Raw genomic sequence first — 24,628 nt, 5'->3', positions numbered from 1 at the left:
ATTTTATGTCAGGACATAATAAATGGAGCAAAATAAAAAATAAAAAAGGTAGTGAAGATGCTAGAAGAGGTAAAGTGTTCACAAAAATGGCAAGAGCGATAACTGTTGCTGTTAGAGAAGGTGGAGCTGATCCTGAATACAATCCTAGCTTAAAATCTGTTATAGAAAAAGCTCGTGCGGAAAATATGCCTAACGATAACATCGACAGAGCAATCAAAAAAGCGAGTGGCGACGGAGATTCTGCAAACTACGAAAACATAGTATATGAAGGATATGGTCCAGAAGGAGTTGCAGTTATAGTTGAATGTTTGACTGATAACAGAAATAGAACTGCTTCAGATGTAAGACATTATTTCGATAAATTCGGTGGAAATCTTGGACAAAATGGATCTGTATCATTTATGTTCCAAAGAAAAGGTCTGTTATTAATCGATGCAGATTCTTTGGATGAAGAAGAAGTAATGATGGACAGTTTAGATGCTGGTGCAGAAGATTTTGAAGCTGATGATGGAATTTTTGTAATTAACACAGCAATGGAAGATTTCGCACAAGTAAGAGACACTTTATTGGATAAAGGATACAAATTTATAAAATCTGATTTGGTTTATGAACCATCAAATTACGTTAAAATTAACGACGAATCCAATGTTGATAAAATGGAAAAATTAATAGATAATCTTGAAGATAGTGATGACGTTCAACAAGTAAGTCATAACTGGGATAACGAATAAAAATGGACAGGGTAGCTTTTTCTATTTTTGGAATAGATATAATGTGGTATGGAATATTGATTACTTTAGGGGTAATTTTGGGTTATGTAGTAGCTGTAAAGTTAGCCAAATTAGAAAATATTTCAGAAAATACCATATTGGACATTTTAGTGTGGGCACTTCCTCTTGCAATTGTAGGAGCGAGGGCATATTATGTGATATTCGAATGGGATTATTATTCCAAAAGTTTAGGAGAAATCATCGATATTCGCGGTGGTGGATTAGCGATTTATGGAGGAATAATTGCCGCAGTTATTACTTGTTATGTTATTTGTAAGAAGAAAAATCTTAAATTTTTGAAGATGCTGGATATTTTTATGCCGGCGATTGCACTGGGACAAGCAATAGGTAGATGGGGTAATTTTATAAATAAGGAAGCTTATGGTACTCCAACTAATCTTCCTTGGGCAATTACAATAGATGGTGTAAAAGTTCATCCTACATTCTTGTACGAATCTCTTGGAGATTTTATAATATTCTTAATATTGGTGTATATATTTAAAAACAAGAAGAAATTTGATGGACAAATAACAAGTTTATACATGATTTTATACGGAATATTGAGATTTTTTGTAGAAGGACTCAGAACTGATAGCCTGTACATTGGAGCATTAAGAGTGAGTCAATTAGTGAGTATTGCAATTGTAATTGCAGGAATAATTTTACAAATTAAATACAAAAAGCAAATTATTAAGTCAGATGAAAAGTAACTCATCTGGCTTTTTACAAATATAAAAGAGGTGATATATTTGTGTTCTAGATTTGAACTGAATATAAGTAAACTTGATTTATTGAAAAGATACAATAAAAAACAAATCACAAAATTTAATCCGAAAACAGAAGTATTTCCTGGTCAACAAATTTTAACTTTATGTGACGAATTTGATCATATGAGGTGGGGAATAGATGTTGATTTTATCAAAAAATCTATAATAAATTCTAGGATTGAAAAGATTTATACTTCAAAGTTTTTCAAGGAAGATTTCGAACGCAGAAGATGCTTGATTCCTGCAACTGCTTTTTTTGAGTGGAATCAGAAAAACAAAGATAAGTATAGATTAACTGTTGCGAATCAACAAATATTTTCTATCGCAGGTATTTTCAGAGAATACAAAAGTCAAGAAACAAGTATAAGACATGTGAGTATGCTTACCACAGAAGCAAAAGGATTAATAGCTGAAATTCATACTAGAATGCCAATTATATTGCCGAAATCTTTTGAACAAACATATTTGCACGGAGAAAATTCCAAAGAAATACACGAGTTTTTGTTGGATAATTTTATTAACTTAGATATGGAAAATTTATCAGACAGTCAATTAACATTTTTGTAAATTTATGATATAATTTATATGAATATTGAAAAGCGAAGAAAGATAAATAATATAACAATTACAGAGAGTTAATGTGTGGTGAAAATTAACATGTTATAACGGCAGTCTGGAGCTAATAATTCTAAGAGTGATGTTTTATCATAATTAGGGTGGAACCGCGGAAATTACATTTCGTCCCTGAAGTTTTACTTCGGGGATTTTTTATTATTCAAAAAAATGGAGGGTTTTATGAAAAACGAAGAAAAAACTATGGAGAAAATAGTAAGCTTATGTAAATCAAGGGGAATAATATTTCCTGGTAGTGAAATCTATGGAGGATTATCAAATACTTGGGACTACGGTTCATTAGGTGTTGAAATCAAAAATAATATAAAAAGAGCATGGTGGAAAAAATTTATCCAACAAAGCCCTTACAATGTTGGTTTGGATGCAGCTATCCTTATGAATCCTCAAACTTGGGTAGTATCTGGTCATGTTGGTGGATTCTCAGACCCATTAATCGACTGTAAAGAATGTAAATCTAGATTTAGAGCTGATAAATTAATCGAAGACTATTTCATGGATGAAAAAAATGAAGAAATAACTGGATTAGACGGAAAATCAGAAGAAGAATTATTGGATATTATTGAAAAAGAAAACATCAAATGTCCTGAATGCGGTAAACACAATTTTACTGATATCAGAAAATTCAACTTGATGTTCAAAACTTTCCAAGGTGTTACTGAAGATAATAAATCTGAAATTTATTTGAGACCTGAAACAGCACAAGGTATTTTTGTGAACTTTAAGAATGTTCAAAGAACTTCAAGAAAGAAAATTCCTTTTGGAATTGGTCAAATAGGTAAATCATTCAGAAACGAAATCACTCCAGGTAACTTTATTTTCAGAACAAGAGAATTTGAACAAATGGAACTAGAATTCTTCTGTGAACCAGGAACTGATTTGGAATGGTTCGAATATTGGAGAAACTTCTGTAAAGAATTCTTATTGAATTTGGGAATTAGAGAAGAAAACTTGAGACTTAGAGACCATGAACAAGAAGAATTATCATTCTATTCAAAAGCGACAACAGACTTTGAATATCTATTCCCATTTGGATGGGGAGAATTGTGGGGTATTGCCGATAGAACTGATTACGATTTGTCAAAACACAGTGAAGGTTCTGGAGAAAAACTAGAATATATGGATCCAACAACAAACGAAAAATATATTCCATATTGCATAGAACCATCTGTAGGTGTAGACAGAATGTTTTTATCTTTCTTGTGTGATGCTTATGAAGAAGAACAATTAGAAGACAACTCTACAAGAACTGTTTTAAAGATTCATCCTGCATTAGCAGCATATAAAGTTGCAGTTCTTCCTTTAACTAAAAAATTAAATGATAAGGCAATGGAAGTTTATAATGAATTAGCTAAGAATTTCATGACTCATTTTGATGATGCTGGTTCAATTGGTAAGAGATACAGAAGAGAAGACGAAGCAGGAACTCCATATTGTGTAACGATAGATTTTGATACTTTAGAAGATAATACCGTTACTATCAGAGATAGAGATACTATGGAACAAAAAAGAATGACAGTTGAAGAAATTATAGAATTTGTTAATAAAGAAATGGAGTTTTAATTATATGACAGAAACATTGAATCCGTTGGAAAACGCAAGATATCAAATTAAAAAAGCTTGCGAAATTTTAAAATTAGACGATAGCGTTTATGAATTATTAAAAGATCCTTACAGAGTCATTGAAATAAATATTCCAGTGAAAATGGATGATGGATCAATGAAAGTATTTAAAGGATATAGATCACAACATAATAATGCAATGGGTCCTACAAAAGGTGGTTTGAGATTTAGAGAAGATGTTAACTTGGATGAAGTTAAAGCTTTGTCTATATGGATGACCTTTAAATGTCAAGTAACTAATCTACCTTATGGTGGAGGAAAAGGTGGAATAATTGTAGATCCATCAAAGCTTTCAGAAGGGGAATTGGAAAGATTGTCCAGAGGATTCGTTGATGGAATGTACAAATATTTAGGAGAAGATTTTGATATTCCAGCCCCAGATGTTAATACAAATGGGAAAATTATGAGTTGGATGGCTGATGAGTATAACAAATTAACTGGTACTAATCAAATGGGAACTTTCACTGGTAAACCAATTGAGTTTGGGGGATCATTGGGAAGAACAGAAGCTACAGGATTTTCAGTAGCTTTAAGCGCTAAAAAAGCTGTTCTAAATTTAAATAAAAAATTAGAAGAAACAACTGTTGCGTTACAAGGATTAGGTAATGTTGGGATTTATACTTTAAAATATGTGCTTGAACATGGCATGAAAGTCAAATACATTATGGAGTATAACAAGCAAAGGGGAGTATTTGCAATTTATAAAAAAGACGGATTTAATTTTGATGAATGTTTCAAAATTTCTAAGACAAAAGAAAAAGACTTTGCTAGTATTGAAGGATGTGAAGTGATTTCTGTGGAAGATTTTTTCTCAGCAGATGTAGATGTTATTATACCTGCAGCTTTGGAAAATGCAATTACAACTGAAAATGTTAATTCAATTAAAGCGAAAATCATCGTAGAAGGTGCAAATGGACCTATAACAAAGGATGCAGATGAAATCTTAAATGAAAAAAATGTAGTTATTGTTCCAGATATTTTAGCAAACTCTGGTGGAGTCACTGTATCTTATTTTGAATGGGTACAAAATAAAGCAGGATATTATTGGTCTGAGGAAGAGGTCAGAGACAAAGAATATCAATTGATTAATAAATCATTTGATGAAATTTGGGAATTATCTGAAAAGCTTAATATAACATTGAGACAAGCTGCTTATGTACACTCAATCAAAAAGATAAGCGAAACAATGAAAATACGCGGATGGTATTAATGCAAACACAAATAGAATTTAATGATGAATTAAAACTTACTAAAATTAAACAATCATCTTTTAACCCTACCCACATTTTTGAGTGTGGGCAGGCGTTTAGATGGTACAAAGAAGACGATATGTCCTATACAACTGTTGATGGTGACATGTACTGTAATGTAAGTTTGGTTGGAGATTACGTTTATATCAAAAACTGTACAGAAGATGATTACTATAAAAAATGGGAAAATTATTTTGATTTGAAAACAGATTATTCAGAAATCAAAGAAAAATTATCTTTCAATGAAACTTTAAAAAACGCATTAGAATATGGTGATGGAATCAGAATATTAAATCAAGATAAATTTTCTACAATAATTTCATTTATAATCTCAGCAAACAATCAAATACCTAGAATTATGAAATCCGTAAATATAATTTGTGAAAATTACGGAAAATTTTTGGGAGAATTTAACGGTAGAAAATTGTATTCTTTTCCTAAGCCTGAAGATTTAGCAAAAGTACCAGTGGAAGAAATGAGAGAAGTGTGCCGTGTTGGATTCAGAGATAAAAGAATTGTAGATGTGTCAAAAATGGTTGCGAATAATGAGTTTGATATTTTGGAAATAGATAACTTATCAAACGAAGAATTAAGAAAAGAATTAATTAAACTTCCAGGAGTAGGACCAAAAGTTGCTGATTGTATAATGCTTTTTTCATACAACAGACATAATACATTTCCAGTTGATGTGTGGATTAAACGAGTTATGGAATATTTGTTTATTAAAGAAGATACAAATAAAAATTTAATTGCAAAATACGCGGACGATTTATTCGGAGATTATGCTGGATATGCACAGCAATATTTATTCTACTATGGAAGAGAAAATACTATCGGAAAATAACTTTGAGAATTTCATCATAGAAAATAGAATTAAAGCGAGAAATATCAAAATAAATTGAGTTATTTGCTTTTAAATGCTAATAAATACGTTTGATTAAAACAAAAACGTGGTTTATTATATAAGAGGATTAACACTCAACAGGTTAGAGTGCTAACAAAAGATTCTGAAGGAGGATATCATGAATTTAAAACCTATTGGTGATAGATTAGTATTAAAAAAACAAGAAAAAGAAGAAGAAAAAACATTCTCTGGAATAGTTCTCCCATCTTCAGCTAAAGAAGCTCCTGTTTATGCAGAAGTTTTAGCTATTGGATCTGAAGTAGAAGAAGATGAAAAAATGAAAGGCAATATTAAAGTTGGAGATAAAGTTATATACTCAAAATACGCTGGAACAGAAATAAAACTAGAAGACACAGAATATATCTTAGTTAAATATGAAGATATTCTAGCAGTTGTAGAATAGGAGGATAAATTTTATGGCAAAACAAATCAAATTTTCAGACGATGCTCGTAAAAGCATGGTAGAAGGTATTAATAAATTATCAGATACAGTTAAAGTAACATTGGGACCTAAAGGTCGTAACGTAGTTTTGGATAAAGAATACGGCGCACCATTGATTACAAATGACGGTGTTTCAATTGCAAGAGAAATTGAACTTGAAGATGAATACGAAAACATGGGTGCACAATTAGTAAAAGAAGTTGCTACTAAAACTAATGATGTAGCAGGTGATGGTACCACTACTGCAACACTTTTAGCACAAGCAATTATTAGAGAAGGTTTGAAGAACTTAGCGGCTGGTGCTAATCCAATTGTTTTACAAAAAGGTATCAGAAAAGCTGTTGAAAAATCTGTGGAAGCTATTAAAGCAAGAAGTCACAGTGTTACTACAAAAGAAGAAATTGCAAATGTTGGTAGCGTATCAGCAGCTGATGAAACTATTGGTAAACTAATTGCAGAAGCTATGGAAAAAGTTGGAAATAATGGTGTAATTACTGTTGAAGAATCAAAATCTATGGGAACTACATTAAATGTTGTAGAAGGTATGGAATTCGATAGAGGATATGTATCTCCTTACATGGTTTCTGATTCAGATAAAATGGTAGCAGCAATGGAAGATCCATTCATTTTAGTTACTGACAGAAAAATTACAAATATTCAAGATATATTACCATTGTTAGAACAAGTTGTTCAACAAGGTAAGCCATTATTTATAATTGCAGAAGATGTTGAAGGTGAAGCATTAGCAACTTTAGTTTTAAATAAAATCAGAGGAACATTCAACTGTGTAGCAGTGAAGGCACCAGGCTTTGGGGATAGAAGAAAAGAAATGCTTGAAGATATATGTATTTTAACTGGAGCTCAATTGATCACAGAAGATTTGGGAATCGAATTGAAAGATGCATCTTTTGACATGCTAGGAAGAGCAAGAAAAGTTAATGTATCAAAAGACAAGACTACTATTGTTGACGGAAATGGTGAACAATCTAAGATTGAAGAAAGAATTAACCAAATTCAAAACAGAATTCCTGAAACTGATTCTGAATATGATAGAGAAAAACTTCAAGAAAGATTAGCGAAATTATCTGGTGGAGTTGCTGTGATTGAAGTTGGAGCAGCTACAGAAACAGAATTAAAAGAAAGAAAATTGAGAATAGAAGATGCACTTGCAGCTACCAGAGCGGCAGTTGAAGAAGGCATTGTAGCTGGTGGTGGAACAGTTCTATTGGATGTTCTTGAAGAAGTTGAAAAACTTGTCGATGAAGTTGAAGGCGATGAAAAAACAGGAGTTAAAATAATTCTAAAAGCGTTAGAAGAACCTGTAAAACAAATCGCAATTAATGCCGGAATCGACGGGTCTGTTATAGTTGAAAATGTTAAAAACAAAGACAAAGGAATTGGATTTGATGCATACAAAGGTGAATATGTAGATATGTTAAAAGCTGGTATTGTAGATCCAACAAAAGTAACATTATCTGCATTACAAAATGCAGCATCTGTTGCAAGTTTATTATTGACTACAGAAGCAGCAGTAGTTTCTATAAAAGAAGACGAACCAGCTATGCCTCAACCTGGTCCTGGCGCGTATATGTAGACAAATCAAAGGTGAGGATATATTCCTCATCTTTTTTAATGCAATGAATTAAAAATGTTAGTTGAAAATGAATATCGGGTATATATAAGATAAGTTGGTGAGATAATGAATAATTACGATTTAATAAATGAAGTGCTTGGCAAAACAAGTGAAGAAATACAAAAAATGAGTCCAATCAATATTTTATTGGTTGGGAAAACTGGAGTTGGTAAATCAACGTTAATTAATGGAATGTTTAGAGATAATTTGGTGGAGACAGGTGTAGGTAAGCCTGTCACTAAATATTTGCAAAAAATTACTAAGGAAAATATTCCTATTAATTTATACGATACTCAAGGACTCGAACTAAACTCACAAAATCAAAGAGAAGTTCTTACAGAAATAACAACTTTATTAAAAGATTTAAAACGTCAAGGTGAAAAAGATAGAATTCATTTGATATATTATTGTATTAACTCAAATGGATCTAGGATAGAAGATTCTGAAATAGCTCTTATTAATTCCTTAAAACAATTTGCGCCAGTAATCATAGTCTTAACGCAATCACTAGGAGAAAATTCTGAAAAATTAAAAGACTATATTCAGAATTTGAATTTAGATGTGGCAGATGTTATCGAAATACTTGCAAAACCATATCGCATTAACGATATGGTTATTGAAGAAAAAGGATTAAAAGAGCTGATGACTAAAAGTTTTGAACTTTTAGATGAGGAAATTAAAAATTCTTTTATTAATGCCCAACATGTCGATATTGATTTAAAAGCAAAAACGGCAAGACGTTGGGCAAAAAGATATATAAAAACAGCTTTTGGTATTGGATTTGTTCCTATACCTTTCTCAGATGCCTCCATTTTAGTGCCTATGCAAATTGGAATGATAGCTCACATTAATTCTATATTTGGAATATCAATGGATAAACAAAGAGTTGCTTCAATCATAGCGGCGATTGGAGGAACTGGAGGAGCTACTTTTGCAGGAAGATTTATAGTAACAAATGCGTTGAAGTTTATTCCAGGTGTAGGTAGCTTAGCTGGTGGTTTAATATCTGCAGCGACTGCATCTATAATGACCACGGCGTTAGCGATGAGTTATATAGAAGTTTTGAGTTATATTGCTAAAAGAGAAAAATTGGGAATTAATATGGATTTTTCTGAAATTGAAAAATTAATGCAAAAAACTTACACAGAATATTTGAAGAATAGGAAGAAGAAAGACGATGAATGATTTAACAAAAAAAGATTTTATTGAAAAATATAAAGATGGAAAATTTGATTTTGCAGTTCAAAATACTTGCAGAGCTGTTGAATATGCAAAGCTTGAAGACTGTTTCAATGTAGCTGAAAGAAATAGAGAACCATCTGATATCATTATCTATGAAGATGATGATATGATTGACTATTTTCACTTTGATGGGTTAAAATATCAAGATTAAAAAACACATAAGTGTGGTATAATAATAATTACAGAGTAGGGTTGATGCGTTTAGTGTAATGGGATAGGGAGTTGCCCATTAACGAAATTATTGCGATATCAATGCCGCTTCCGCTGATAATATGAATTAGTGGGAGCATTATCTTTGAAATATAGGATAATGCTTTTTTTGTGGAGCACTCTCGGGTGCTCTTATATTTTTATAAAAGAGAGGGATTTAAATGGATAAAGAAAAAATTGAACAAGCAGTGTCAATGATAATAGAAGCTATTGGTGAAAACCCAAACAGGGAAGGTTTATTGGAAACACCTCAAAGAGTAGCTAGAATGTACGAAGAAATTTTTAGTGGACTAAATCAAGATGCGAAAGTGCATTTGTCAAAATCTTTTGAAATAGTTGATGATAATATGGTTATAGAAAAGGATATTCCTTTCTATTCTATGTGTGAACATCATTTACTACCATTCTGGGGAAAAGTTAATATCGCTTATATTCCTGATAAAAGAGTTGCTGGTTTATCAAAATTAGCTAGAACTGTTGACGTTTATTCAAAAAAGCCACAATTACAAGAACGTTTAAATATTGAAATAGCTGATGCATTAATGAAATATTTAAATTGTAAAGGCTGTTTGGTTACTATTGAAGCTGAACACATGTGCATGAATATGAGAGGTGTTAAAAAACCAGGTACTTCAACAATGACTTCAGTTGCAAGAGGGGCTTTTGAAGAAGATTTGGATTTGAAAAACGAAGCATACAGATTAATGGGATTATAATGAAAAATACCAACATTGTCCTTAATCACAAATTATTTAATAAAAAAATAAATAAAATTGAAGATGATGAGAAAACTCGTGTATTTTGCAAACATGATTTCTCTCATCTTATGGATGTAGCTAGAATCTGCTATATTATAAACTTAGAAGAGAATCTGAACATTGATAAGGATTTAATATATGTTACAGCACTATTGCATGATTTGGGAAGAGCTGACGAAGTAGATACAGGGATCAATCACAGTATATTATCACAAGAAATTGCACAAGAAATTTTGAAAGATTTAGATTTTAATGATGAATCAAAGCAACGAATAATAAATGCGATTAAACATCATAGAACTAATGAAGAAAATGACGATAGATTTATAGAGATTTTTTACAAAGCAGACAAGCTATCGAGGATGTGTTTCAGATGTCCTGCTAGAAGTATTTGTAATTGGCCAGAAGAAAAGAAAAATAAAACAGTTATTTATTGAAAGGATACAATATGTTAATTAGAAACAAAGAATTTGATTTTAAAAACGATGCTTATATAATGGGAATTTTGAATGTCACACCAGATTCTTTTTCAGACGGAGGAAAATGGAATGAAGTTGACAGAGCTGTGAAACATGTCGAAGATATGATAGACGAAGGAGCTAGTATCATTGATATTGGTGCTGAATCCACAAGACCAGGACACACTCCTGTATCTTCTGAAGAAGAACTTGAAAGAGTAATTCCTATAATTAGAAAAATAAGAGAAAATTTTGATATTCCAATTTCTTTGGACACTTACAAATCTAATACTTTAAGAGAAGTTGTGAAAGAAGGGGCAGATATTTTAAATGATGTCTGGGGATTGAAATCAGATCCAGAAATGTCTAAAACTGCTAAGGAACTAGATATTCCTGTAATATTGATGCACAATAAAGATAATAATAATTACAATGATTTAATGAAGGACTTAAACAGAGAAACATTAGAATCTGTTGAATTAGCAAAAAAAGCGGGAATCAAAGATGAATTAATTATATTGGATCCGGGAGTTGGATTTGCACTTGATTACGAAAAAGATTTAACCGTTGTAAACAGAATCAAAGAATTTGTCGATTTGGGATATCCTGTTTTATTGGGAACAAGTAGAAAAAGATTTATTGGTAAAGCTATGGGAATAGATGTAGCTACTGAAAGAGATTTTGGAACAGCTATAACTACTGCTATTGGTGTAATGAATGGATGTTCAATTTTTAGAGTTCACAATGTAAAAGAAAGTTATGATGCTATGAGAATGGCTTTGGCTATAAAAAGAGAAGGAAAATAATGGACTACCTATTAGTAAAAGATTTGGAAATATACGCTAACCATGGAGTATTTCAATCTGAAAAAGAATTGGGACAAAAATTTTTGGTGACATTAAAAATGGGATACAACATGAAAAAAGGCGCAACTTCTAATAATTTAGAAGATTCAATACACTATGGGGTTTTGAGTAAAGAAATTTACGATTATTTTCGTTCAGAATCGATAGATTTAATAGAAACAGTAGCTTATAAATTGGTTGAGTTTATATTTGAAAAATACAAAATCGTACAAGAACTTACTGTAGAAATTAAAAAACCATGGGCTCCAATAAATTTGCCGCTTGATACTGTAAAAGTGACAATTAATAGAAAAAAAAGAAGATATTTTTTGGGAATAGGATCCAACATTGGAGATAAACAAGAATATGTTAATTCTGCTATTGATAGATTGAAAAACACAAATAGTATTGAATTAAAAAACGTGTCTGAAATGTACACTACAAAAGCTTGGGGAAAAACTGATCAGGAAGATTTTCTCAATTGTGCCGTTGAAATAGAATCATACGAAGAGCCTGAAGATTTGCTGAAAATAACTCAACAAATTGAGTTGGATCTTGGCAGAGAAAGACACGAAAAATGGGGACCTAGAACTATAGATATAGATATTTTATTTTGCGATGGAGAAATAATATATACTGATGATTTGAAAGTTCCTCATCCTTATGTTCAAGATAGAAAATTTGTGTTGGAACCTTTGAATGATTTTGCACAATTTTTTGTACATCCTGTTCTAAATAAAACATTAAAACAATTGCTAAGTGAATTAGAAAATAGTTAATTTTTAAAATATAAATATCATAATAAACAAAGTCAAGCATAAAAAAATGCTTGGCTTTTTCTTATTCAAATTAATTGCAGAATTATTGAAATTAAAATATTTTTTTGATATAATTATATTAATAACAATGAATGGAGTGATAATATGGCAAGGGCAAGAGTATCATTAGCTGTTGTTAAGAGACTTCCAAAATATTACAGATATTTAGGAATGATCGAGCAAAAGGGAATAATAAGAGTATCAAGTCAAGAATTGAGCAGCATTACAGGTTTAACTGCTTCTCAAATTAGGCAAGATTTAAATCATTTCGGTGGTTTTGGTCAACAAGGATACGGATACAACGTTGAAGAATTGAAATCAGAAATTGAAAAAATTATGGGAATAAACAAATCTTACAAAGCAATCATTTTGGGTTGTGGAAATATTGGAAAAGCCATAATGAACTATAAAGGTTTTAAATCTTCAGGTTTTAATATTGTTGATGTATTTGACCATGGTAAAAAGGTGGGTACAAAAATTTCAGATTATGAAATCAAAGATATTGATAAAATTGAAGAGTATCTAAAAGAAAAGAAACCAGAAATAGCTGTTATTGCCCTACCAACAGATGTAGCTCAAGATGTTTGTGATAAGCTAGTTGATGGTGGCATAAAAGGTATTTGGAATTTTGCTTCATTGGATTTGAAATTACCAAAAAATGTTGTATTGGAAAATGTACATCTTGATGAAAGTCTGTACACATTAACATACTACATGAATAATTTGGCAGATTATCCAGGAACTAAAAATTAATTATATTCGGCGTTTTATAACGCCGTTTTTTATTGTAACGAATGTTACAATATTTTTTACGCTTTTATAATATAATTGTTGTATAAAAGGAGTGATAATATGGATAGTATTTTAGTTTTAGAAAAAGAACACGAAAATATAAGTAAAATAATAGGTTTAATGAAAGAAAAGTCAATTGAATTTATAAATAATAAGGATATAAATGTTGAATTCGTAGAATTATTGATTTATATTTTAAAAGAATACGCAGATAAATTTCACCACAGAAAAGAAGAAGAAATTTTGTTTAAAAAGATGAAAGAAGATTTGGGTAGAATTGGTGAAGTTATGGTTTTGAATGGAATGTTAGTAGAACACGAAATAGCAAGAGGTATAATTTTTGACCTTGGTCAAAGTATTAAAGAATACGAAAAAGAAAGATCGGATGAGAATTTTGTTGAAGTAATAGGAAATCTAATGGGATACAGAAGACATTTACAAAAACACATTGAAAAAGAAAATACAGTGGTGTATCCTTATGGAAAGAACAATCTATCTGATGAGAGATTAAAAGAAGTTGAAGATGAAACTATAAAATTTTTAGAAGAAAATAAAGAAGTTCATAATAATTTGATGGAGAAAATTGACAAATTATTTAATATGTAATGTATGAGAGGAATTAGGTAATAATTCCTTTTTTATTTGCATAAAATGTAATATTATTGTAACAAATACACACCTTTCATTTATGTTATAATCTTATGTGGAAGGTGTTTTATGAAAATATTAATAACCACAGATACATACAGACCGACAATAAATGGAGTTGTAACATCGATTGAATCTTTAAAGAAAGCTTTAGATAGATTGGGACACGATGTTAGGATTTTAACTTTTTCAGATAGTTTTAATTCAAAACAAGAAGACGACATTTATTATATGGGCTCTTTAGGAGCTGGAAAATTTTATCCAGACGCTAGAATGAATAAGTTATTTTATAATAGATTTTATGAAGATATTATGGATTGGAAACCAGATATAGTTCATTCACAAACAGAATTCACTATGTTTATCCAAGCAAAAAAGATTGCGAAGGATTTGGATATTCCACTTTTGCATACTTACCACACTGTTTACGAGGATTACACTCATTATTTTTCTTTGAATAAAAAGATTGGCAAGGAACTTGCAAAACAATTTACGAAACAAATTATTAAAACTACTGACGGTGTAGTAGTTCCAACTAATAAAATATATAATTTGCTTACAGAATACAATATACACGAAGATATATATGTGGCACCAACTGGAATTAATGTTCATAAGTTATCTGAATGTGACGATTTTGATATACGAAGTGGCTATAAAATTCCTGAAGATAAGCATATATTATTATTTCTAGGAAGAATAGGTAAAGAAAAAAATATCACCGAAATTCTTCAGTATCTTGAAAACATTGATAGAGATGATATTGTGTTCATTATTGCAGGTGCAGGACCATTTCTTTCGGAATTAAAAGATATTTGTTCAAATTCAAAAATAAGAGATAGATTGATATTTACAGGAATGATTGATTCCTCAAAAGTAGGAAACTTTTACTCCAAAGCAGATGTATTCGTATCTGCATCGACATCCGAAACACAAGGATTAACATTTATTGAGTCAATGGCATGTTCTACACCAATAATTTGTAGGCACGATGACTGCTTGGACGGGGTGTTGATTGAAGGTAAAACAGGATTCGGTTACGATACAGAAGAAGAATTTATTTATTATCTAAATCAAATTTTGGACAATAAAAAACTTAGAGATAAAATGGGTAAAAATTGTAAACAATTAGTAGATGAAAACTATACAGAAGATTCATTTGCAAATAAAATTGAGCAGATATATACAAAGGTAATTGAAAATCATGCAAAATCTGTTCAATAAGATACTCGAGGCCGACAACAAAAAATTTCAGATTATTATCCATGTTCTAAATGCACTTGGAATATTACTAAGTATATGCGTTATGATTTACGCATGGAAAACAGGAATACTTAAAGATATCGATAAGTTTCAAGAATTTATGAATCAGTTTGGGAAATTAGCTGCTCTGATATTTATCTTATTTCAGATTATGCAAGTCATTATCCCAATAATTCCTGGTGGTATAACTTGTCTCGGGGGAGTAATCTTATTCGGATCATGGATGGGATTTGTATACAACTATGTAAGTATTTGTATAGGGTCAATAATTGTATTTTTTATTGGTAGAAAATATGGTACTCCATTGATTATAGCAATTTTTGGAGAAAGGGCATATAACAAATACATCAAAATTCTTACAAGAAAAAATAGGTTTGACAATGTATTTGCGGCTTTGATATTTTTCCCAATTGCGCCTGATGATATGCTATGCTACATAGCTGGAACAACAAAAATGAAATTCAAAAAATATTTCTGGATAATTATATTAGGAAAGCCTATGTCTATAGCTCTTTATTCATTAGGATTGGAAGTATTATTTAAGAAACTAGTATTAAGGATTTAAGAATAAATGAAAATTTTGATATATAAAGGAGATTATGATTTAGTAAAACAAAGCGGTGTTGGTCAAGCTATTGAACACCAGGAAAAAGCTTTGAAACTAAATAATATTGACTACACAACCGATGAAACTGAAGATTATGATATTGTTCATATAAATACTATAATGCCAAAATCAAAAAAATTCGGACGAAAAGCAAAGAAACAAGGTAAGAAAGTTATTTATTATGGGCATTCCACGATGGAAGATTTTAGAAATTCTTTTCGCGGAGCGAATTTATTGAGCAGACTTTTTAAAAAATGGATTATTAGTTGCTACAATATAGGAGATATTATTATAACTCCATCACAATATTCGAAAAACATACTTGAAGGATATGGAATCAATAAGAAAATATACAGCCTATCGAATGGTATTGACCTTGATAAATTTAAGGGCGACAAAGATAGCAGAAAGAGATTTCGAGATAAGTATAATTTGAAAGATGATGATAAAGTTATTATTTCTGTAGGTCATTTGATGAAGAGAAAGGGTCTGGATGATTTTATAGAAGTTGCAAGGAAGCTTCCGCAGTACAAATTTATTTGGTTTGGTCACACTAATCCTAAACTATTGACTACTAATATTAAAAAAGCAATAAAAAATAAACCGGATAATGTAATTATGGCTGGATATGTTGATCAAAAAGAACTGGTAGATTGTTATCGAGGGAGTGATTTGTTCCTATTTATGACCAGAGAAGAGACAGAAGGAATTGTACTATTAGAGGCTTTCGCTTCTAAAATAAAAGTTTTGGTAAGAGACATTAAGATTTACGAAAATATGTTTACTGATGGTAAAGAAGTTATCAAAGCAAAAACCAATGATGAGTTTAAAAACAAAATTGTTAATATAATAAATGGCAAATATTCTACTGTTGAAGAAGCGTATAGATATGTTAAAGAACGAAGTGTTAAGAAAATTGGAGAGAAATTGAAAAGCATTTATTTAAAATTAGAAGATGCTTAAGATTTAGTGACATCTTAATCTCACAAAAATATATTATATATAAATGTTTTGTTTAATATTTACATTTATTTACAAAAGAGTTTTTTAGCGTTATAATTATATATATAAAACACAAGGTGGTGAGGTTATGCAAATTACAGATGTTAGAGTTAAAATACTAAATATTGATAACAGATTAAAAGCAATTGCTTCTGTTACTTTTGATGACGAAATAGTAATTCATGACATCAAAGTTATAGAAGGCGAAGAGGGGTTATTCTTAGCTATGCCTAGTAGAAAAATCGGTAATAATAAATATCGTGACATAGCTCATCCAATTAGTTCTCCAGCCAGAGAAAAAATTGAAGTAGCAGTTATCAATAAATACAATGAAGAATTTGAAAAACAATCTTCTGAAGAAACTGAGCCAGTGACTGAAGAAAATATAGAAACTGCAGAAAATGAATAGTACAAAAAGCATCTATTAAGGTGCTTTTTTTAGTGCTTAAATTATCCTATTCAAATTATTTTACATATTTCGTATGTTTGATATAATAATAAAATATGGTTAATTTTGAATAAAGGAGATATTTATGGAATTAAAAGTACCGAAAGGATACAAATCCTCTTTGGATTTATTAGAAACACAGAAAGCTATTAAAATTATCAAAGATTTTTTTCAATATAGGTTGTCTGAGACTTTAAATTTGACTAGAGTTTCTGCACCGTTATTTGTTAGAGCTAATACCGGAATTAACGATAACTTAAATGGTATCGAAAAACCTGTAGGTTTTGAATTCTTGGAAGATGGTTCGATGAGTAGGTTGGAAATCGTACAATCACTTGCAAAATGGAAGCGAATTGCATTGAAAAATTATGAAATTCCAGTAGGAAAAGGGATTTATACGGATATGAATGCTATCAGACCTTCAGAAGTTTGTGACAACACACATTCATTGTATGTGGATCAGTGGGATTGGGAAAAAGTAATTTCAAAAGAAGACAGAAATGTCGGATTTTTAAAAGATACAGTAAGAAATATATATCAATGTTTCTTAGACACTCAAACAATGTTGATTAATTCTTATGATGATTACAAAAAAATACTTAGAGATGAAATTACTTTTGTAACTACTGAAGAGTTAGAAGAAATGTATCCTGATAATACTTCAGATGAAAGAGAAACTTTGATTACTAAAAAATACGGATCTGTGTTTTTGATTGGAATTGGTGATTCTTTAAAATCGGGGAAATCTCATTCTGACAGATCTCCCGATTACGACGACTGGAGCTTAAATGGAGATATATTAGTTTATAATCCTGTTTTAGACAATTGCCTTGAATTAAGCTCTATGGGAATTAGAGTCGATAAAGATAGATTGATTTATCAATTAGACAAAAAACAAAATAATGATAGGAAAAATTTAGAATATCATCAAATGTTGATTAATGATACACTTCCTCAATCCATAGGCGGAGGTATTGGTCAATCCAGAATTTGTATGTTTTTCTTACAAAAAGCACATATAGGAGAAGTTCAATCATCAATTTGGCCTAAAAAAATGCTTGAAGAATGTGATAAGTTGGGTATCAAATTATTATAATTTAGTTTTACTTTTAAATTCTTTTGTAGTATGATTTGTTTATGAAACGTTTAAAAAAATATTTAGAAGACAATCCGCCATTGGTGTTGATTCTAAGTTTCCTTTTTTTGATTGTAGTAGGCTCATTATTATTGTCATTACCTATTAGTCAAAATGCAACAAAAGTTCCATACATAGATTGTTTGTTTACAGCAACATCTTCTGTATGCGTAACAGGACTAGTTACTGTTGCAACTTACAGCACATGGAGTTTTTTTGGAAAATTAATTATAATCATTTTAATCCAAATGGGTGGACTTGGTTTTATGACATTTGCAACTTTAATTGCACTTGTCATGGGTAGAAGAATTACCTTAAAAGATAGATTAATTATTAAAGAGCAAACGAATAGTATTGATATGCAAGGAATGGTAAAACTCATAAGATATATACTAATATCTACTTTCACTATTGAAACAATTGGTGCTTTTTTGTTGATGACGAAATTTGTACCCATGTATGGATTTAAGGGTATTTTTTATAGTTTCTTCCATTCAATTTCAGCTTTTTGCAATGCGGGATTCGATATTTTGGGACCTAATTCTCTAATTGATATTAATACTAACTTTTTTATTTTGTTAGTAATTGGACTTTTAATTGTAATAGGTGGTATTGGTTTTAACGTAATACTTGATATATTACACAATGGTTTTGATTTTAAGAAATTTTCATTGCACTCAAAAATTGTACTTACAACAACTGTGTTGATGTTATCTATAACATCTGTTTTAATTTTTGCTATGGAATTTTTGAATCCAGAAACAATTGGTAATTTAAGCTTGACGGACAAGATATCTAATTCGGTTTTTCAAGCTGTGACATTGAGAACGGCTGGTTTTTCAGCAATTGATCAGTCAAAACTATTGGATAGCTCAAGTGTTTTATCTATATTGAATATGTTTATTGGGGGATCTCCAGCAGGTACTGCCGGAGGTATTAAAACGACAACTTTTGCATTATTAATTATTGTAGCTCTGAGTGAGATTAAAGGTCAAGAAGATGTAGAAGTGTTCAATCGTAGAATTAGATTTTCTCAAGTTAAAAAAGCTTTAGCTATAATTACTTTATCAATGGTTTGGGTAATTTTTGTTACATTTGCGATTTTAGTCATAGATAAAGCAAAATATTTAGATGTAGTTTACGAAGTAGTAAGCGCATTTGGTACAGTTGGTTTAACTCGAAGTTTAACTCCGACTTTAAATATTATTTCAAAGATTTTGATAATTTCCACTATGTATATAGGGAGAGTGGGATCATTAACTATTTTATTTGCGTTGTCTAATACAAAGAACAAAAAAGCTTACAAAGAAGCTCATGAAAATATTATAATAGGTTAGGTTTTAAATATGAAACAATTTGTAGTAGTTGGCTGTGGTAGATTTGGTAGAGCATGTGCTATTGAATTATCCAATACTGGCCACGAAGTATTACTAATAGATAATAATGAAGATACTGTAGATGAAATGAGTCGTATTGTTACTCATGCGGTGTATATTGAACATTTGACAGAAAATTCATTGAGTTCAGTTGGTGTTGGGAATTTCGATGTGGCGATAGTTGCAATATCTTCAAATTTTGAAGCATCAATTCTATCAACTGTAGTTTGTAAAAAATTAGGGGTGAAGAAAGTAATCACAAAGGCTAAAGATACTCTTCACGGTAATATTTTACTTAAGGTTGGAGCAGATAGAGCAATAATTCCAGAAAATGATTCAGCGGTAAGACTTGCTAAGAGTTTAATAAGTGATCAAATCTTCGACTATATTGAATTTACTGATGATTATTCAATTGCAGAGATTACTCCCAAAAAAGAATGGATAGGAAAGAACTTCATTGATATTGGTATGAGAAGTAAATACGGCATTAACGTTGTTGCTGTTAAGAATAATGGAGAAATGAATATCAACCCTTCACCGGAATATACAGTAAAGTTTGAAGATTACTTGATAGTAGTTGGATCAAATAAAGATTTGGACAAAATTACTGAAACAGGTGATAAAGATGATAACCTCTACTTCAAATAAAATATACAAACACGTAAAATCACTTTATAAGAAAAAATATAGGTACAAGTATAACGAATTTGTAATAGAAGGTTATAAGCTTTATGAAGAAGCGATTAAATCAAATTTAAATATCAAACAAATAATACTAAGAGAAGGCGAAGAAATTATTGATGGTTGTGTTTGTTTTGATTCAAAAACTTTCAACAGTCTCAGCGAAATGAACAATCCTGAAGGTATAATTTGTGTAGTTGATTTTATTGCGAACAAAGATAAGGATACAGATAAAATTCTATTTCTTGAATGTATAAACGATCCAGGAAATTTGGGGACAATAATAAGAAGTGCAGAAGCTTTTGATTATGATAAAATTATTTTATCTGACAATAGTTGCGATATTTATAATTTGAAAACTATTAGAAGTGCTATGGGTAGCTTATTCAGAATAAATATTTCTTATGAAAGTATTGATGTTTTAGAGAATTATAAATCAAATGGATTTAAAATTTATGAGACATCTTTGGAGAAAAATTCTAAAAGTATTCTTGAAATTAAGGACAAAGAAAAACATGTTCTAATAATTGGAAATGAAGCAAATGGAATTAGTAATGAAATAAAAAAATACGCTGATGAATTTTTGATAATTCCTATGGATAATGTAACAGAATCATTAAATGCTTCTATAGCTGCTAGTTTGAGTATGTTTTACCTATCAAAATTGACAAATTAGTAGTTATATTATAAAATAATTAAAAATGTTGAAGAAGAAAATACAAAACTAGATACAAAGAGAGATATGGGTTGGTGTGACATATTTATCGAATTTTGTTGGTTCGCTTTGAAGTTGCTAATATAGCCGTGTAGAGTGCGTTAAACTTGCGAGTGATGTTATCATAATTTGGGTGGTACCGCGGAAATACAATCTTTCGTCCCATATGGGATGAGGGATTTTTTTATTGTTTAAGGAGAAAATAATGAAAGAAGAAATTTTGAAAATTAAAGAAGAAACTGTTGGTTTAATCGATAATGCCAGTGATTTAAAATCTTTAGAAGATATTAGAGTAAAAGTTCTTGGCAAAAAAGGTGATTTGACACTTGTTCTAAGAAATATGGGTAAACTTTCTAAAGAAGAAAGACCGGTTATGGGACAATTAGCAAATGAGGTTAGATCTGAAATTGAAGAATTATTGTCCAATAAATTTGAACAATTAAAACAAGAGCAAAAAAAGATTAAATTAAAAGAAGAAGAATTAGATGTAACTGCAAATAGAGGTGTCAGAGAGATTTCTCACAGACATCCACTTAATGAAACGATAATCCAATTGGAAAATTTGTTCCAAACAATGGGATTTGATATTGTAGATGGTCCTGAAATTGATACGGTTGAAAATACATTCGATTTATTAAATTCGCCAAAATATCATCCTTCAAGATCTTTATCTGATACTTTTTATTTGGATGATAAAACTGTACTTAGACCTCACACATCAAGTGTACAAATCAGAACAATGAAAGCTCAAAAACCACCTATTAGAATGGTTTCTGCGGGAAGAACTTTTAGATTTGATGATGTAGATGATACACATTCACCAATGTTCCATCAAATCGAAGGATTGGTTGTTGACAAAGGCGTTACTATGGCTAACTTAATGGATACAATCAATATTTTCATCAAAAACTTATTTGGAGAAGAAATAGAAACTAGATTTAGACCGCATTATTTTCCATTTACAGAACCTTCAATGGAAGTAGATGTCACTTGCTTCGATTGTAAAGGCGAAGGATGCCCAAGTTGCAACGATACAGGTTGGAGTATGGAACTTTTAGGATGTGGAATGGTTCATCCAAATGTTTTAAGAAATTGTGGAATAGATCCTGAAGTTTATACTGGATTTGCATTTGGTATGGGAGTTGATAGGATTACAATGGTAAAACACAAAATCGACAATATAAGATTGTTGTACGATAACGATAAGAGATTTTTGGAACAATTCTAGGAGGAAATATGTTATTACCTATTAATTGGCTTAAAGATTACGTCGATGTAGACGAATCGATAAAAACTATTACAGACAGACTTTCTGAAACAGGAAGTCACGTTGAATCGGTTATAGATAAAAGTAAATATTTAAACGATAAATTAATTGTAGCTCAAATAAAGAAAATTGATAAGCATCCAAATGCAGATAGATTATCGATAGTTACGTTAGATACTGGCAATTCAGAAATAGAAGTAGTAACGGGTGCAAAAAACATCAAAGAAGATATGTTTGTTTGTTATGCACAGGTAGGGGCAACTCTTCCGGGAGGTATTGTTTTAAAAGAAGCTGATCTTAAAGGAATTATGAGCCCTGGAATGTTGACAAGTTTTGAAGAAATGGGATTTGAAACTTCAGTTGTAGATAAAAATTCAAAAGATGGAATTGCTGTTTTATCTGAAAACAAAATTGGTGAAACTGTTACTGAAGCACTCGAAATTAATGAACCTATAATTGAGTTTGAAATCACACCAAACAGACCAGATTGTTTGTCTGTATTAGGAATGGCAAGAGAATATGCTGCATCTTTTGGCAAAAAAATCAAATATCCTTCTATTGAAATCATAAACTTTGATGAAGATATCAATGATTACGTAAATTCTGTTGATATTCAAACTAACAAGTGTACTCGTTATGTGGCTAGAGTTGTAAAAAATGTAAAAATAGGAGATAGTCCACAATGGCTAAAAAATAGACTTATTCAATCTGGAATTAGACCTATTAACAATATAGTTGATATTACAAATTTTGTAATGCTGGAAACTGGTCAACCAATTCACGCATATGATTTGGATAAAATCGCAGATAAGAAAATTATAGTAAAAGAATCTGGTTCACAAAAATTTACAACATTAGACGATGTTGAACGTGAATTATCAGATGATATAATAATTTGTGATGGTGAAAACACATTAGGTATCGCTGGAATTATGGGCGGTTTTGATTCAGAAATAACATCAGATACTACAAATGTGCTTATTGAAGCTGCAAGTTTTGATAGCGATACAATTAGACTTTCATCAAGAAGATTATCTTTAAGAACTGATGCCTCCACAAGATTTGAAAAGGGTGTAAGCCAACAATTATGTGATTTAGCATCATTGAGAGTTTGTAAATTAATTGAAGATATTACAAATGCCACTGTGATTAATAATTCTATAGATGTGATTACATGTGAAGAAAAATTAGAAGATGTAGAGCTATCTTACAAAAAATGCAATGATTTATTAGGATCAGATATTTCAAATGAAGAAATTAAAAATATATTACAGTTATTGGAATTTAAAATTGTGTCAGAAGACGACGAAAAAATCAAAGTTAAAGTTCCATTCCATAGACAAGACGTTTCAATTTATCAAGATTTAATTGAAGAAGTTGGAAGAATTTACACATTTGAGAAAATTGGCGCTAAACCTCTTATCGGAAAACTAAAGAGAGGTGTTAAGAGCGAAGAAAGAATTGCCATAGATAATACGAAAAAAGCTTTGTATTCTATGAATACTTTTGAAGTGTTGTCTTATTCATTCATCAGCCCAAAATCCTATTCTAAAGCAATGGTTGAAATGGATGATGATAAATTGATCAAACTAATCAATCCACTAGGAGAAGATTTCTCTGTGATGAGATCCACAATTATACCAAATATTTTGGATATACTATCTAAGAATTATAAAAATAAAATCAAAGATATTTGCGTATATGAATTGGGCAATACTTTCCACTTGGTCGGAAACGAAAGAATCGAAACTAAAAAATTAGCTTTGGGAATGTATGGAGATTATGATTTCTACGATGTTAGATCTATGATTTTGGCATTATTTAACGAATTGGGAATTGATAATTATGAAATTGTAAAAAACAAAGATAATAAAACTTATCACAGCGGTAGGTGCGCTGATATATTGGTAAATGGTGAATTGATCGCAACATTTGGTGAAATAAGTTATGAAGTAAGAGACAACTATGACTTTGATAATAGAGTTTATATTGGAGAAATTCATTTTACAGAATTAATTAAACATATGGATTTCAAAAAGCTTTACTCACCAATTAGTAAATATCCTTCAATTGAAAGAGATATAGCTCTTGTGGTGGATAGAGAATTGGAAAGTATTGAAATTGAAAAAGAAATTCTAAACCACTCTAATGGTATCATCAAGGATGTTTACTTATTTGATGAATATAAAGGTGAACATGTTGATAATGATAAGAAGAGCTTAGCATACAGAATTATATATCAATCAAAAGATGAAACATTAAAAGACAAAACTATTGAAAAAATACAAGAAGAAATATTAAATTCATTAGAACAAAAATTCAACGCAACATTGAGAAAGTAGGA

26 protein-coding genes, 1 riboswitch and 1 other annotated feature are annotated in these 24,628 nt (G+C 30.4%); all 26 genes read left to right on the top strand.

The window, feature by feature from the left end:
• Nucleotides 1-5 precede the first annotated feature (5 nt).
• Nucleotides 6-731, top strand: coding sequence for a YebC/PmpR family DNA-binding transcriptional regulator (locus ACU68U_RS00990; protein WP_440275595.1), 726 nt, complete (start codon nucleotides 6-8; stop codon nucleotides 729-731).
• 2 nt (nucleotides 732-733) lie between these two features.
• Complete coding sequence (gene lgt, locus ACU68U_RS00985; protein ID WP_446762542.1) at nucleotides 734-1,480, top strand: prolipoprotein diacylglyceryl transferase; 747 nt, start codon at nucleotides 734-736, stop codon at nucleotides 1,478-1,480.
• A gap of 30 nt (nucleotides 1,481-1,510) precedes the next feature.
• A complete protein-coding gene (locus ACU68U_RS00980; RefSeq protein ID WP_446762541.1) occupies nucleotides 1,511-2,104 on the top strand; it encodes an SOS response-associated peptidase in 594 nt (197 codons plus the stop codon).
• 228 nt (nucleotides 2,105-2,332) lie between these two features.
• Nucleotides 2,333-3,730, top strand: a complete 1,398-nt coding sequence (locus tag ACU68U_RS00975; protein ID WP_446762540.1) for a glycine--tRNA ligase — start codon at nucleotides 2,333-2,335, stop codon at nucleotides 3,728-3,730.
• A 4-nt stretch (nucleotides 3,731-3,734) separates the two neighbouring features.
• Nucleotides 3,735-5,000: a Glu/Leu/Phe/Val family dehydrogenase gene (locus tag ACU68U_RS00970; protein WP_446762539.1), complete on the top strand. Its 1,266-nt coding sequence runs from the start codon at nucleotides 3,735-3,737 to the stop codon at nucleotides 4,998-5,000.
• A complete protein-coding gene (locus tag ACU68U_RS00965) occupies nucleotides 5,000-5,884 on the top strand; it encodes a DNA-3-methyladenine glycosylase family protein (protein WP_446762538.1) in 885 nt (294 codons plus the stop codon). The genes ACU68U_RS00970 and ACU68U_RS00965 overlap by 1 nt, the downstream gene beginning before the upstream one ends.
• Before the next feature lie 178 nt (nucleotides 5,885-6,062).
• A complete protein-coding gene (locus ACU68U_RS00960; RefSeq protein WP_002836581.1) occupies nucleotides 6,063-6,347 on the top strand; it encodes a co-chaperone GroES in 285 nt (94 codons plus the stop codon).
• Nucleotides 6,348-6,360: 13 nt separating this feature from the next.
• Complete coding sequence (gene groL, locus ACU68U_RS00955; RefSeq protein ID WP_154271081.1) at nucleotides 6,361-7,980, top strand: chaperonin GroEL; 1,620 nt, start codon at nucleotides 6,361-6,363, stop codon at nucleotides 7,978-7,980.
• Nucleotides 7,981-8,085: 105 nt separating this feature from the next.
• Nucleotides 8,086-9,204 (top strand): YcjF family protein, encoded by a 1,119-nt coding sequence (locus tag ACU68U_RS00950; protein WP_316450234.1) that lies wholly within the window; start codon nucleotides 8,086-8,088, stop codon nucleotides 9,202-9,204.
• Nucleotides 9,197-9,412, top strand: a complete 216-nt coding sequence (locus ACU68U_RS00945; RefSeq protein WP_094205784.1) for a hypothetical protein — start codon at nucleotides 9,197-9,199, stop codon at nucleotides 9,410-9,412. The genes ACU68U_RS00950 and ACU68U_RS00945 overlap by 8 nt, the downstream gene beginning before the upstream one ends.
• 29 nt (nucleotides 9,413-9,441) lie before the next feature.
• Nucleotides 9,442-9,530, top strand: a riboswitch (THF riboswitch).
• 102 nt (nucleotides 9,531-9,632) lie between these two features.
• Entirely contained in the window at nucleotides 9,633-10,187 is a 555-nt protein-coding gene (folE, locus tag ACU68U_RS00940) for a GTP cyclohydrolase I FolE (RefSeq protein ID WP_094223527.1), read from the top strand.
• Nucleotides 10,187-10,666 carry an HD domain-containing protein gene (locus ACU68U_RS00935; protein ID WP_281683076.1) on the top strand — a complete coding sequence of 160 codons (480 nt, stop codon included), beginning with the start codon at nucleotides 10,187-10,189 and terminating at the stop codon, nucleotides 10,664-10,666. The genes folE and ACU68U_RS00935 overlap by 1 nt, the downstream gene beginning before the upstream one ends.
• Before the next feature lie 11 nt (nucleotides 10,667-10,677).
• The gene (gene folP / locus ACU68U_RS00930; protein ID WP_154271085.1) at nucleotides 10,678-11,493 is read left to right on the top strand and encodes a dihydropteroate synthase; all 816 of its coding nucleotides are present in this window, start codon (nucleotides 10,678-10,680) and stop codon (nucleotides 11,491-11,493) included.
• Entirely contained in the window at nucleotides 11,493-12,311 is an 819-nt protein-coding gene (gene folK / locus ACU68U_RS00925; RefSeq protein ID WP_154271086.1) for a 2-amino-4-hydroxy-6-hydroxymethyldihydropteridine diphosphokinase, read from the top strand. The genes folP and folK overlap by 1 nt, the downstream gene beginning before the upstream one ends.
• Nucleotides 12,312-12,455: 144 nt before the next feature.
• Nucleotides 12,456-13,103, top strand: coding sequence for a redox-sensing transcriptional repressor Rex (locus tag ACU68U_RS00920; protein ID WP_002836571.1), 648 nt, complete (start codon nucleotides 12,456-12,458; stop codon nucleotides 13,101-13,103).
• 99 nt (nucleotides 13,104-13,202) lie between these two features.
• Nucleotides 13,203-13,748 (top strand): hemerythrin domain-containing protein, encoded by a 546-nt coding sequence (locus tag ACU68U_RS00915; RefSeq protein ID WP_094207228.1) that lies wholly within the window; start codon nucleotides 13,203-13,205, stop codon nucleotides 13,746-13,748.
• A 111-nt stretch (nucleotides 13,749-13,859) separates the two neighbouring features.
• Nucleotides 13,860-15,014, top strand: coding sequence for a glycosyltransferase family 4 protein (locus ACU68U_RS00910; RefSeq protein ID WP_094207227.1), 1,155 nt, complete (start codon nucleotides 13,860-13,862; stop codon nucleotides 15,012-15,014).
• Between the two features lie 82 nt (nucleotides 15,015-15,096).
• A complete protein-coding gene (locus tag ACU68U_RS00905; protein ID WP_392435776.1) occupies nucleotides 15,097-15,618 on the top strand; it encodes a TVP38/TMEM64 family protein in 522 nt (173 codons plus the stop codon).
• A 6-nt stretch (nucleotides 15,619-15,624) separates the two neighbouring features.
• Entirely contained in the window at nucleotides 15,625-16,623 is a 999-nt protein-coding gene (locus ACU68U_RS00900) for a glycosyltransferase (protein ID WP_446762537.1), read from the top strand.
• 127 nt (nucleotides 16,624-16,750) lie between these two features.
• On the top strand, nucleotides 16,751-17,071 hold the full coding sequence (gene spoVG, locus ACU68U_RS00895; protein ID WP_094207224.1) for a septation regulator SpoVG: 321 nt from the start codon (nucleotides 16,751-16,753) through the stop codon (nucleotides 17,069-17,071).
• A 124-nt stretch (nucleotides 17,072-17,195) separates the two neighbouring features.
• Nucleotides 17,196-18,206: an aspartate--ammonia ligase gene (gene asnA / locus ACU68U_RS00890; protein ID WP_446762536.1), complete on the top strand. Its 1,011-nt coding sequence runs from the start codon at nucleotides 17,196-17,198 to the stop codon at nucleotides 18,204-18,206.
• Between the two features lie 41 nt (nucleotides 18,207-18,247).
• The gene (locus tag ACU68U_RS00885; protein ID WP_094207222.1) at nucleotides 18,248-19,582 is read left to right on the top strand and encodes a TrkH family potassium uptake protein; all 1,335 of its coding nucleotides are present in this window, start codon (nucleotides 18,248-18,250) and stop codon (nucleotides 19,580-19,582) included.
• A gap of 9 nt (nucleotides 19,583-19,591) precedes the next feature.
• Nucleotides 19,592-20,269: a potassium channel family protein gene (locus ACU68U_RS00880; RefSeq protein WP_446762535.1), complete on the top strand. Its 678-nt coding sequence runs from the start codon at nucleotides 19,592-19,594 to the stop codon at nucleotides 20,267-20,269.
• Complete coding sequence (locus ACU68U_RS00875) at nucleotides 20,247-20,978, top strand: TrmH family RNA methyltransferase (RefSeq protein WP_156849981.1); 732 nt, start codon at nucleotides 20,247-20,249, stop codon at nucleotides 20,976-20,978. The genes ACU68U_RS00880 and ACU68U_RS00875 overlap by 23 nt, the downstream gene beginning before the upstream one ends.
• A gap of 19 nt (nucleotides 20,979-20,997) precedes the next feature.
• Nucleotides 20,998-21,185, top strand: a binding site (T-box leader).
• A 37-nt stretch (nucleotides 21,186-21,222) separates the two neighbouring features.
• Nucleotides 21,223-22,245, top strand: a complete 1,023-nt coding sequence (gene pheS, locus ACU68U_RS00870) for a phenylalanine--tRNA ligase subunit alpha (protein WP_094207219.1) — start codon at nucleotides 21,223-21,225, stop codon at nucleotides 22,243-22,245.
• Between the two features lie 8 nt (nucleotides 22,246-22,253).
• On the top strand, nucleotides 22,254-24,626 hold the full coding sequence (pheT, locus tag ACU68U_RS00865) for a phenylalanine--tRNA ligase subunit beta (RefSeq protein WP_274983372.1): 2,373 nt from the start codon (nucleotides 22,254-22,256) through the stop codon (nucleotides 24,624-24,626).
• Nucleotides 24,627-24,628: the final 2 nt, after the last annotated feature.

The organism is Finegoldia sp. P3-F-LR, assembly GCF_052932165.1.
This window is presented reverse-complemented; position numbering and strand designations above follow the sequence as displayed.